The sequence below is a fragment of the Haemophilus sp. SZY H36 genome, assembly GCF_018829625.1.
GTDB lineage: Bacteria > Pseudomonadota > Gammaproteobacteria > Enterobacterales > Pasteurellaceae > Haemophilus > Haemophilus haemolyticus_K.
On record NZ_JAHKKA010000001.1, the window covers coordinates 712,804 to 724,036 of the forward strand.

Annotated in this window: 12 protein-coding genes; 9 read left to right on the top strand and 3 right to left on the bottom strand. The window is 37.2% G+C overall.

All coding sequences use genetic code 11. The features are described from left to right. Positions 1–22 precede the first annotated feature (22 nt). From KP713_RS03170 to KP713_RS03210, 9 genes are all read left to right on the top strand, one after another. The gene (locus KP713_RS03170) at positions 23–661 is read left to right on the top strand and encodes an NUDIX hydrolase N-terminal domain-containing protein (RefSeq protein ID WP_215769837.1); all 639 of its coding nucleotides are present in this window, start codon (positions 23–25) and stop codon (positions 659–661) included. Between the two features lie 8 nt (positions 662–669). Further along, positions 670–1,089 carry a DUF2251 domain-containing protein gene (locus KP713_RS03175; RefSeq protein ID WP_005636440.1) on the top strand — a complete coding sequence of 140 codons (420 nt, stop codon included), beginning with the start codon at positions 670–672 and terminating at the stop codon, positions 1,087–1,089. A gap of 12 nt (positions 1,090–1,101) precedes the next feature. Next, positions 1,102–1,683 (top strand): DUF1190 domain-containing protein, encoded by a 582-nt coding sequence (locus KP713_RS03180; protein WP_215769838.1) that lies wholly within the window; start codon positions 1,102–1,104, stop codon positions 1,681–1,683. Beyond that, positions 1,684–2,865 (top strand): glutathionylspermidine synthase family protein, encoded by a 1,182-nt coding sequence (locus tag KP713_RS03185; protein WP_215769839.1) that lies wholly within the window; start codon positions 1,684–1,686, stop codon positions 2,863–2,865. It abuts the gene before it with no gap. 286 nt (positions 2,866–3,151) lie between these two features. Further along, positions 3,152–4,006 carry a formate transporter FocA gene (focA, locus tag KP713_RS03190; RefSeq protein WP_215769840.1) on the top strand — a complete coding sequence of 285 codons (855 nt, stop codon included), beginning with the start codon at positions 3,152–3,154 and terminating at the stop codon, positions 4,004–4,006. Between the two features lie 41 nt (positions 4,007–4,047). Then, positions 4,048–6,360 carry a formate C-acetyltransferase gene (pflB, locus tag KP713_RS03195; RefSeq protein WP_215769841.1) on the top strand — a complete coding sequence of 771 codons (2,313 nt, stop codon included), beginning with the start codon at positions 4,048–4,050 and terminating at the stop codon, positions 6,358–6,360. A gap of 82 nt (positions 6,361–6,442) precedes the next feature. Next, positions 6,443–6,733 carry a putative quinol monooxygenase gene (locus KP713_RS03200; RefSeq protein WP_215769842.1) on the top strand — a complete coding sequence of 97 codons (291 nt, stop codon included), beginning with the start codon at positions 6,443–6,445 and terminating at the stop codon, positions 6,731–6,733. A 115-nt stretch (positions 6,734–6,848) separates the two neighbouring features. Then, the gene (gene pflA / locus KP713_RS03205; RefSeq protein WP_005635116.1) at positions 6,849–7,589 is read left to right on the top strand and encodes a pyruvate formate lyase 1-activating protein; all 741 of its coding nucleotides are present in this window, start codon (positions 6,849–6,851) and stop codon (positions 7,587–7,589) included. 31 nt (positions 7,590–7,620) lie between these two features. Next, complete coding sequence (locus KP713_RS03210; RefSeq protein WP_215769843.1) at positions 7,621–8,115, top strand: surface-adhesin E family protein; 495 nt, start codon at positions 7,621–7,623, stop codon at positions 8,113–8,115. A gap of 47 nt (positions 8,116–8,162) precedes the next feature. Here the strand turns inward: KP713_RS03210 and KP713_RS03215 are convergent, their stop codons facing one another. From KP713_RS03215 to thrB, 3 genes are all read right to left on the bottom strand, one after another. Next, positions 8,163–8,879, bottom strand: coding sequence for a DUF554 domain-containing protein (locus KP713_RS03215; protein ID WP_065264499.1), 717 nt, complete (start codon positions 8,877–8,879; stop codon positions 8,163–8,165). A gap of 84 nt (positions 8,880–8,963) precedes the next feature. After that, positions 8,964–10,238, bottom strand: coding sequence for a threonine synthase (thrC, locus tag KP713_RS03220; protein WP_215769844.1), 1,275 nt, complete (start codon positions 10,236–10,238; stop codon positions 8,964–8,966). 38 nt (positions 10,239–10,276) lie between these two features. Continuing rightward, a complete protein-coding gene (gene thrB / locus KP713_RS03225; protein ID WP_005638998.1) occupies positions 10,277–11,221 on the bottom strand; it encodes a homoserine kinase in 945 nt (314 codons plus the stop codon). Positions 11,222–11,233: the final 12 nt, after the last annotated feature.

Below are 11,233 nucleotides of genomic sequence, written 5' to 3' on the forward strand. Positions count from 1 at the left end.
GGTGTTTTTTTAGGGAGTTTTTATGAACACTCAATCTGATTTACTGCTTACTGAACCTTGGTTATCTTGGGCGATTGAAATTCAAAGTATTGCACAAAGTGGCTTGGCTTATTGTAAAAATATTTATGATATAGAACGCTATGAGCGACTTCGAGATTTAGCAGCTGAAATGATTAGCCATAAAATGGCAATACCAAAAGAAACGGTTAAAAATCTTTTTTGTAATGAGGATGGCTACCAAACTCCAAAAATAGATACTCGGGCAGCGATTTTTCAAGACGATAAAATTTTGTTAGTGCTAGAAAATGATGGACTTTGGTCATTGCCTGGGGGATGGGTTGATGTATTGGAGACACTTCATAGTAATACAGTAAAAGAGGTGTATGAGGAAGCAGGGCTTGATGTGAAGCCAACTTTTATTATTGCAATCCACGACCAGCATAAGCATAACTATCCACCTTTGGCTCATCGTGTACAGAAGGCTTTTATTATGTGTGAAAGATTGTCAGGTGAATTTAAGAAGAACAGTGAAACGTTGGAGTCTGCTTATTTTTCCTTGGATAAACTTCCACCAATGAATGATACAAAAAATACGAAAGCTCAAGTAGAGCTTTGTTTTCAAGCATATAATAGTTGCCATTGGATTACACAATTTGATTAGGAAAGATTATGTTACATTTAACTTTAGAGGATGAACTCTTTTTAGGAACGCCAAAGCAAGTGGGAACGCATTCTACGGTATTTGAGCATTTTGCTGTAATGTTTGAAGATGACGGAGAAACAGGCTATTTTTATGCACTTGATATGCGTCAAAATGCTCAACCAATAGTTGATATGTTGCACGTGTATAATGTTGATTCAACCTCTAATCATCATGAGGCACGCAAACTTGAAATTTGTTGGGATGAAAGTGGTTATTTAGCCTTGTTGCTTATTAATGGCTATCCTCATGCCGTATTTGATTTTGCTCGTTTAGTCGGCTATAACAGCAATAAATATCCACAACCAGATCTAATGAGTATGTGGACTCGTGAAGAAATTACTAATAAACAGGCCGAGCAATGGCTAGGCGTGAAAACCATTCGATAAAAATTGAGAACAATGAAAAAGAAAAATCAAATTTTAGTTAGTTTATCTATTGTGGCCTTATTAGGAGGCTGTTCAGAAGAACAAGTACAACGTGATGTCTATCAGTCTTTAGACGATTGTTTAGCGGATTGGAAAAAAATTGAGCTTTGTGAAGCAGATAAAAATACTGAAAGTACTCAGAAAACTGAGACTACACCACAACAGGGGCTTGGTTTAAATATTCGTGATAACGGTAATGCAGAAAGTGCGGTAAAAAATCCAGCTGAAAATAATGCACAAGTCAATCAAAGTGAGAACAATGCTGAATCGACAGCAAAAGCTGAAAGTACTGATCCTTCTTTAGGGGCTGCAATTGCTGGTGGCGTTATGGGGTATATGGCGGCACGTGCAATTAGTAGTTTCCTTGGTCCAAGCTATCATCCTGGAAATCGAGCTGTCACCACGCCAACAGGGCAAGTTGTGCAACCGCAAACAAATCGTTCTGTTGGAAAACCAATGCTCGTGAAAGGAAATGCAGGAAGCATGAATAGCAAACCTGTATCTCGTGGTGGTTTTAGTAGCCCAAATAATACTAATCGTAGCAGTGGGGGCTAAATGAAACGTGTAACTGGGTTTCCTACTCGACCAGATATGGTGCAGCAGCTACTTAATGTTGGATTTGATTACTATAATTTGCCTTCTAGTGATGGATCTCATTATTGGTCTGATAATGTCGCCTATGAATTTACCTTAGCGGAAATTGATCGCATTGAGGATACAACTAATGAATTACATTCAATGTGTTTAGATTTTGCGGCAGATGAAATTAAAAAAGGCGATTATGAAAATTATCGTTTTACGGAGTTGCAAAAACAGCTTATTGAAAGCTCTTGGCGTAATCAAGATCCTTATTTATATGGACGCTTTGATTTTGGCTATGATGGCGACAACCTCAAAATGTTTGAATATAACGCAGATACGCCAACATCTTTGTTGGAGGCTGCGGTTGTTCAATGGCAGTGGTTGGAGCAAATTGAGAGCTTGAGACATCGTGATCAATTTAACTGGATTCATGAAGAATTAATAAAACATTTCCAATTTTTGAAACAACAAAGTGGCAAAACAGATTTCCATTTAAGTGCCATGCAAGATGCTGGTCGTGAAGATTGGGGCAATGTAGATTATTTAGCTGATGTGGCTTATAACGCGGGTTGGAATATTCATCAATTAGCGGTGGAAGATATTGGCTATAACAGTGAAACAAAAAAATTTGTAGATTTAAATGATCAGCCTATTGAAATGTTATTTAAATTGTATCCGCTAGAATGGCTAAGCCACGCTGAGTTTGCTCGCCATATTACAACCGCTGAAACACGATTTATTGAGCCTGCGTGGAAAATGCTGTTAAGTAATAAAGCGCTATTGGCAAAACTTTGGGCACGTTATCCGAATCATCCGAATTTATTGCCTGCTTATTTTACGCCTTTCGAATTACCAAAAGATTTATCGATGTGGGTTAAAAAACCATTGTTAGGTCGAGAAGGTGCCAATGTATTCTATTATGAGAAAAACAATGGCGTAGAATTTGCAGCGAAAGGAAGCGAACACTCTACGTTTTATGCTAATTCAGGTTATGTTTATCAACAAAAATTTGAATTACCGAGTTTTGATGGAATGTATCCCATTATCGGCTCTTGGGTTGTGGGTGATGTGGCTTGCGGTATGGGATTACGCGAAGATTTTACTGCAGTGACAGGGAATGATAGCCATTTTATACCTCATTATTTTGTACCTTAATGTGTCCTGAGTATTGCTAAAATAACCAGGAAAATTAACCGCACTTTTGTCTTTTTTGATAAAAGTGCGGTTATTTTTTTACCTAAAAACTATTACTAAAGAGTTATGGTTATTTTATCTGAAAAAATCTTGCAAAATATCAAATTTTGTTAGAATAAATCGTAGCATTTCTTTGAAATGAAAAATTAAAAGAGTAAAATGTCCTCGGTGGTAGAAGTATTTGAAGTTGTAAACATATTAGAAGTATTAAATTTTCATCAACTTTTTTAATATTTGGAGTTTGATTATGGCATCAGAAATTCAAAAACTGTCTTCTGTTGCGCTCACACCTGTTGAAGCAACGGATTATGCAGAAAGTACAGCTACTTATAAAGCAAATAAACGTCCATTTTTATCATTTATGTCTGGCATTAGTGCTGGAGCTTGTATTGCTTTAGCTTTTGTATTTTACACGACAACACAAGCTGCCAGTGCCGGAGCACCTTGGGGACTGACCAAATTAGTGGGTGGGTTAGTATTCTCATTAGGTGTAATTATGGTGGTAATTCTGGGCTCTGAATTATTCACTTCTTCTACTTTAACTTTAGTCGCCCGAGTGGGCGGTAGAATCACCACGACACAAATGATTCGAAATTGGATCGTGGTGTATTTAGGCAACTTCGTTGGTGGTTTATTTATTGCGGCTGTTATTTGGTTTGGTGGACAAACAATGGCAGCAAATGGCCAATGGGGTTTAACAATTCTCGCAACCGCCCAACATAAAATTCATCACACTTGGTTTGAAGCTTTTAACCTAGGTATTTTATGTAACATTATGGTGTGTGTGGCGATTTGGATGTCTTATTCTGGTAAGACTGTTACAGACAAAGCTTTTATTATGATTATGCCGATTGGTTTGTTTGTTGCGTCAGGATTTGAACACTGTGTGGCTAATATGTTTATGATTCCGATGGGAATTATTACTGCACATTTTAGTACTCCTGAATTTTGGCAACAAATCGGCGTTGATCCGATGAAATACGCAGATTTAGATTTGTATCATTTCATTGTGAAGAATTTAATTCCCGTAACGTTGGGAAATATTGTCGGCGGGGCAATTTGCATGGGTGTATTCCAACGTTATTTAACCAAAACGCATTAAAGATTTATTTACTTATTTATTAATTAACAAAGGAAATGACTATGTCAGAACTTAATGAAGCGCAAAAATTAGCGTGGGCTGGTTTTACTGGTGGTGATTGGCAAGAAAATGTCAATGTACGTGACTTTATCCAAAAAAACTACACCCCATATGAAGGTGATGATTCTTTCTTAGCGGGTCCAACTGAAGCGACAACAAAACTTTGGGAGACCGTAATGGAAGGAATCAAAGTTGAGAACCGCACACATGCGCCATTAGATTTTGACGAGCATACGCCTTCAACAATTACTTCTCACGCACCAGGTTACATTAACAAAGACTTAGAAAAAATCGTTGGTCTTCAAACTGATGAGCCTTTAAAACGTGCCATTATGCCATTTGGTGGTATCAAAATGGTAGAAGGGTCATGCAAAATTTACGGTCGAGAATTAGATCCTGAAGTGAAAAAAATCTTCACTGAATACCGTAAAACACATAACCAAGGTGTATTCGATGTTTATACGCCAGATATTTTACGTTGTCGTAAATCTGGTGTATTAACTGGTCTTCCTGATGCTTATGGTCGTGGTCGTATCATCGGTGACTACCGTCGTGTAGCGCTTTACGGTGTAGATTTCTTAATGAAAGATAAATACGCACAATTCTCTTCTTTACAAAAAGATTTAGAAGATGGCGTAAATCTTGAAGCAACAATTCGTTTACGTGAAGAAATCGCAGAACAACACCGTGCATTAGGCCAATTAAAACAAATGGCTGCAAGCTATGGTTATGATATTTCTAACCCAGCAACTAATGCTCAAGAAGCCATTCAATGGATGTACTTTGCTTATCTTGCTGCAATCAAATCACAAAATGGTGCGGCAATGTCATTCGGTCGTACTGCAACCTTTATCGATATCTATATCGAACGTGATTTACAAGCAGGTAAAATTACTGAAACTGAAGCGCAAGAATTAGTTGACCACTTAGTCATGAAACTCCGTATGGTTCGTTTCTTACGTACACCTGAATACGATCAATTATTCTCAGGTGACCCAATGTGGGCAACTGAAACTATCGCAGGTATGGGGTTAGACGGTCGTACATTAGTAACCAAAAATACATTCCGTATTTTACATACCCTTTACAACATGGGTACTTCTCCAGAACCAAACTTAACCATTCTTTGGTCTGAACAATTACCTGAAAACTTCAAACGTTTCTGTGCAAAAGTATCGATTGATACCTCATCAGTTCAATACGAAAACGATGATTTAATGCGTCCAGACTTCAACAACGATGACTACGCAATCGCATGTTGTGTATCACCAATGGTTGTGGGTAAACAAATGCAATTCTTCGGTGCACGTGCAAACTTAGCGAAAACATTGTTATACGCAATCAACGGCGGTATCGATGAAAAATTAGGTATGCAAGTAGGTCCGAAAACTACACCAATTACTGATGAAGTATTAGATTTCGACACTGTAATGACCCGTATGGACAGCTTTATGGATTGGTTGGCAAAACAATATGTGACTGCCTTAAACGTAATCCACTATATGCACGATAAATATTCATACGAAGCAGCATTAATGGCATTACATGACCGTGATGTATACCGTACTATGGCTTGTGGTATTGCAGGTCTTTCTGTTGCGGCTGACTCACTTTCAGCAATCAAATATGCGAAAGTTAAACCAGTTCGTGGCGACATCAAAGATAAAGATGGCAATGTTGTTGCAACTAACGTAGCAATCGACTTTGAAATCGAAGGTGAATATCCACAATATGGTAACAACGATAACCGTGTTGATGATATCGCTTGTGACTTAGTTGAACGTTTCATGAAGAAAATTCAAAAACTTAAAACTTACCGCAATGCAGTGCCTACACAATCTGTATTAACCATTACTTCTAACGTGGTTTATGGTAAGAAAACTGGTAACACCCCAGATGGTCGTCGTGCTGGCGCGCCATTCGGACCAGGTGCTAACCCAATGCATGGTCGTGACCAAAAAGGTGCGGTAGCATCATTAACTTCTGTAGCTAAACTTCCATTTGCTTACGCGAAAGATGGTATTTCTTATACCTTCTCAATCGTACCAAATGCGTTAGGTAAAGATGCAGAAGCACAACGCCGTAATCTTGCTGGCTTAATGGATGGTTACTTCCACCACGAAGCAACAGTAGAGGGCGGTCAACACTTAAATGTGAATGTGTTAAACCGTGAAATGTTGTTAGATGCAATGGAAAATCCGGACAAATATCCGCAATTAACCATTCGTGTATCTGGTTACGCAGTACGTTTCAACTCTTTAACTAAAGAGCAACAACAAGACGTCGTAACTCGTACATTTACTGAGTCTTTCTAAGTAAATAAAATTATGTTTTAATATAAACCACTCACAGAATAGTTTTGTGAGTGGTTTATTTTTATATATAGGAGAGCAAATTATGCTAACAGTTATTGCCCAATTTTCAGTAAAAGCGGACAAAATTAATGATTTTCTAACTCAATGCAAAGAATTAATTAAGCATACTCGTCAAGAAATAGGATGCGTATCTTATGAATTACAACAAAATAGCGAACAAGCTAATCATTATGTTTTTATTGAGCAATGGAAAAGCAAAGCCGATTTAGAACAACATTTTGCAACGCCACACTTTACCTCAATTGTACCTGTATTGGTCGAGTATTGTGAACAAGCACCAGTGGTGCAAACTTTTCAAAAAGTCAGCGAATAATGACCGCACTTTGATAAATATATTTTAATTATGAGCCTGATTTAAATCAGGCTCATTTTTTATAAACTAAATCTTTGGTAAAATTTAGCTATATCTAGTTTTAGGAAATTTATGTATGTCAGTTCTTGGACGAATTCACTCTTTTGAATCCTGTGGCACTGTAGATGGGCCTGGTATTCGTTTTATTTTATTTATGCAAGGCTGCTTGATGCGATGCAAATATTGCCACAATCGTGATACTTGGGATCTTGAAGGTGGTAAAGAAATCAGTGTCGAAGATTTAATGAAAGAAGTGGTGACTTATCGCCATTTTATGAATGCCACTGGAGGTGGCGTCACCGCATCTGGCGGTGAGGCTGTGTTACAAGCAGAGTTTGTGCGTGATTGGTTCCGTGCTTGTAAAGCAGAAGGGATTAATACTTGCTTAGATACAAATGGTTTTGTACGTCATTATGATCATATTATTGATGAATTATTAGATGTAACAGATCTTGTTTTACTCGATTTAAAAGAGCTTAACGATCAAGTTCATCAAAATCTTATTGGGGTACCAAATAAACGTACCCTTGAATTTGCAAAATATTTGCAAAAACGTAATCAACGTACATGGATTCGTTATGTTGTGGTTCCTGGTTATACCGATAGCGATCACGATGTGCATTTATTAGGTCAGTTTATTGAAGGTATGACCAATATTGAAAAAGTTGAACTTCTTCCTTATCATCGATTAGGTGCGCATAAATGGAAAACCCTTGGGTTAGATTATGAGCTTGAAGATGTATTGCCGCCTACCAAAGAATCGTTAGAGCATATTAAAACAATCCTAGAAGGTTACGGGCACACTGTAAAATTTTAGAATGAATGTTAGCTAACATAAGGAGTGAATAATGAAAAAACTGATTTTAATATTATCATTTGGGTTGCTTAGCGCTTGTTCTATTCATCCTAAACAAAATCCAATACAACAAGATGTAAAACTCGCAACACCAACAGAAATTAGAAATGGCTATATTCGTCTAGTGAAAGATATAAATTACTATATCGATACTAGTTCAATTTGGGTTGATAATGAAGAACCTCAAATTGTCCATTTTGATGCAGTGATAAACTTAGATAAAGGTTTATTTGTTTATCCAGAAACTAAACGTTATGCACGTTCCGTTCGACAATATAAAATATTAAATTGCCAAAACTATCACTTAACCCAAGTCCGTACTGACTTCTACGATGAATTTTGGGGCGAAGGCGTACGTGCAGCCCCTAAAAAGCAAAAAAAACATACTTTACGCCTAATGCCTAATACTACACTTTATAATGCTGCACAAATTATTTGTGTAAATTATGGTAGAGAGATATCTGAAATAAAATCAACTAAAAAATAGAAATAAAAAATAGCTATAAATAAATTTATAGCTATTTTTCTTCTCTATTAAAAAAAACTTTGCCAAAGATGAGAAATCGGCATTGCTAAAAAAAGTGCCGGTAGCATATTTGCTACGTGGAAAATTTGAATATTGCAAATTCGAAAACCTGTAGCAATCATCAACACTCCACCTACAGCGCCAAAATCAGCACGCATTTCAGGTGTGACAAAAGGGATAATAAATACTGCTGAATATGCCAAAATAGATTGTAATACGGTTTGTGGGATAAAAATTGTTGTCACCGCATAACCTAATGTTGTTGCAAAAATCATTACAGTGAAAAAGTCCAAGAAAGATTTTATGATTAAGATGCTTGGGTCCCCTGTCATGCCTTCATTCATTGCACCAAAGATTCCAGTTCCACTAAAAGAAGCAAGAATCACAAGAGCCACAAATTTTCCTAAAAATTCATCATGACTAATCCCTTTAGGGGCAGAAGGAAATACCCGTTCTACTAGACTTTTAGCATAGCTAGCCAATTTATTAATACCATTTTCAAGCAAGATGATTTCACCAATAATTGTTCCAATCAGTATAGATAAAACCATTGCTGGCATACTTTCTACTTTAGAAAGCATTACTATTCCCATACACATTGAACACAAACCAAAAATTAATGTTAAATTAACTCGTAATCGTTCTGGTAATTTTCCACCAATCATTGCACCGATTAATGCGCCAGTAATAATTGCTGCCGCATTAATATAAGGCCCCACTATCATTATACTTCCCCTATTTTTCAAAAATAAAATAGCGCTTAAATATCAAGCGCTATCCAAAATACAATAAAAATTTACCGCACTTTATTACTTCAATAAGTAAGCCCGTAGTTGTGCAAAATCATTATCCATTTCATCAGAAAGCAATGGCAGTTGATTATGTTTATCTAGAGCTTCTGGCAATGGTAACTGAATACCAAGAATACGTTCTACAGATTCTTTAAATTTTGCAGGATGCGCTGTACATAGGAAGATTCCTGTTTCACCTGCTTTAAGTTGATCTTTCAGCACTTGGTAAGCTATCGCACCGTGAGGTTCACATAAATAACCTTTTGCCTGCATCGCTTTTAAAGTATCTTCAGTTTCACTATCACTTAGCATACCCGAACCTAAATCACTTAAATTCCAGCCATTTCGTTTAAACAATTCTTCCACTCTCGGCCAATTATTTGGGCGACTTACATCCATTGCATTAGAAAGGGTTGCAACTGTCGTTTTAGGATCCCAATTTCCCGATTTCAAATAACGTGGCACTGTATCATTTGCGTTTGTTGAGGCGACAAAGCGTTTTATTGGCAAGCCTAAGGTTTTTGCAATTAATCCCGCAGTTAAGTTACCAAAATTACCACTTGGCACAGAAACCACAACATTATCACGTTTTTCTTTTGGCAATTGTGCTACAGCCTCAAAGTAATAACAAACTTGAGCTAATAAGCGGCTGATATTAATAGAATTTGCAGAGTTAAGCCCGATAGCTTGGCGCAATTCAACATCATCAAAGGCTTGCTTAACCAAAGCCTGACACGCATCAAAATCACCATTAATCGCAACAGTACGAATATTCCCACCTAAAGTACAGAATAGCTTTTCTTGTAATGGGCTGATTTTGCCTTTTGGATAAAGGATAACTACATTAATATTTTCTAATCCATAAAACGCATGTGCTACAGCGGCTCCGGTATCGCCAGATGTAGCCGTTAGAATGGTGATTTTTCCATCACCACGAACTGCTGCAAGTGCCTGAGCCATAAAACGGCCACCAAAGTCTTTGAATGCTAATGTAGGACCATGAAATAATTCAAGTGCATAAATATTATCTTCCACTTTTTCTAAAGGTGCGGTGAAAGTGAATGCATTTTTTACCATCTCGTCTAACGTTGCTTTCGGTAATTCTTCACCAATTAACGCACCTAAGATTTTTTGACTACGCTCAACAAGAGGCAATTCAAGTAATTCATCAATGTTATTAAGTTGAGGAATTACTTCAGGAAAGAATAAACCTTGATCCCGACCAAGTCCTTGACGAACAGCCTGAGAAAAAGTGGTTTGTTCTTCGGGATGTTTGATATTGTATAAATTCATATTTAATCCGTTTTTAATTTTATCTATTTAAATTATGCTTATTTAATTTCTCTTGCGCCTTCATTATCGACCTTACATACATGCACAAAACCTTCATTATTTTGTAAATAATGATTCTCTAAATAAGTTGAAAGTTTAATTGCAGTTTGTAAATCAGGAGCAATAGAGAAAATTGTTGGCCCTGAGCCTGAAATACCAGTGGCAAGTGCACCTAAGTCTCGCGTAGCTTGTTTTACTTCAGCAAAATTAGGTAGCAGAGATTCACGATAAGGTTCAGCAATGACATCTTTCATCATAATCGCCGCAAGGTTTTCCTGATGGGTATGGCAAGCATGCACAAAGCCACCTAAATGACGACCATGGGCAATCACGTCTTGTCGAGTATAGCTTTTCGGTAAAATTGCTCGAGCTTCAGCAGTAGAAACTTCAATTCCCGGATATGCTAACACCCAATACCAATTATCAAAAAATGGCAATTTTTGACAAATATTGCCGAGCGATTGCACCATAAATTGCACACCGCCAAGATAGCAAGGTGCAACATTATCATAATGGATTGAACCAGAAATACGACCTTCCAATTCGCCCATCATTTCAAGCAATTCCATTTTCGAAAAAGGTTCATCATGAAACTGATTTAATGCCACTAATGCAGCAACAATAGAACAAGCACTAGAGCCTAAACCAGATCCAATAGGCATATTTTTTTCGAGCGTTAAACGCAAGGGCTTCAGATTTCCTCCGCGTAATTTTAATTGCTCGCTAAATAGCACATAAGCTTGGTAAACAATATTTTTTTGTGGTTCTTTCGGTAATTTACGAACAAAATAACCCGCACTTTCTAACTCAAAACCACTTGAAATAGATTCTATTTGAACCACATCACCTAACAATGAACCATCAATAGGAGAGATCGCGGCGCCTAAAGTATCAAAACCTACGCTAATATTCGCGCTAGATGCAGGGGCGTAAATTCTTAACATTGGGAATCCTTA

Excerpts from the sequence above, each read along its gene's own strand:
- KP713_RS03170 (WP_215769837.1), top strand. The coding sequence starts at position 23 with ATGAACACTCAATCTGATTTACTGCTTACTGAACCTTGGTTATCTTGG.
- KP713_RS03175 (WP_005636440.1), top strand. The coding sequence starts at position 670 with ATGTTACATTTAACTTTAGAGGATGAACTCTTTTTAGGAACGCCAAAG.
- KP713_RS03180 (WP_215769838.1), top strand. The coding sequence starts at position 1,102 with ATGAAAAAGAAAAATCAAATTTTAGTTAGTTTATCTATTGTGGCCTTA.
- KP713_RS03185 (WP_215769839.1), top strand. The coding sequence starts at position 1,684 with ATGAAACGTGTAACTGGGTTTCCTACTCGACCAGATATGGTGCAGCAG.
- focA (WP_215769840.1), top strand. The coding sequence starts at position 3,152 with ATGGCATCAGAAATTCAAAAACTGTCTTCTGTTGCGCTCACACCTGTT.
- pflB (WP_215769841.1), top strand. The coding sequence starts at position 4,048 with ATGTCAGAACTTAATGAAGCGCAAAAATTAGCGTGGGCTGGTTTTACT.
- KP713_RS03200 (WP_215769842.1), top strand. The coding sequence starts at position 6,443 with ATGCTAACAGTTATTGCCCAATTTTCAGTAAAAGCGGACAAAATTAAT.
- pflA (WP_005635116.1), top strand. The coding sequence starts at position 6,849 with ATGTCAGTTCTTGGACGAATTCACTCTTTTGAATCCTGTGGCACTGTA.
- KP713_RS03210 (WP_215769843.1), top strand. The coding sequence starts at position 7,621 with ATGAAAAAACTGATTTTAATATTATCATTTGGGTTGCTTAGCGCTTGT.
- KP713_RS03215 (WP_065264499.1), bottom strand. The coding sequence starts at position 8,879 with ATGATAGTGGGGCCTTATATTAATGCGGCAGCAATTATTACTGGCGCA.
- thrC (WP_215769844.1), bottom strand. The coding sequence starts at position 10,238 with ATGAATTTATACAATATCAAACATCCCGAAGAACAAACCACTTTTTCT.
- thrB (WP_005638998.1), bottom strand. The coding sequence starts at position 11,221 with ATGTTAAGAATTTACGCCCCTGCATCTAGCGCGAATATTAGCGTAGGT.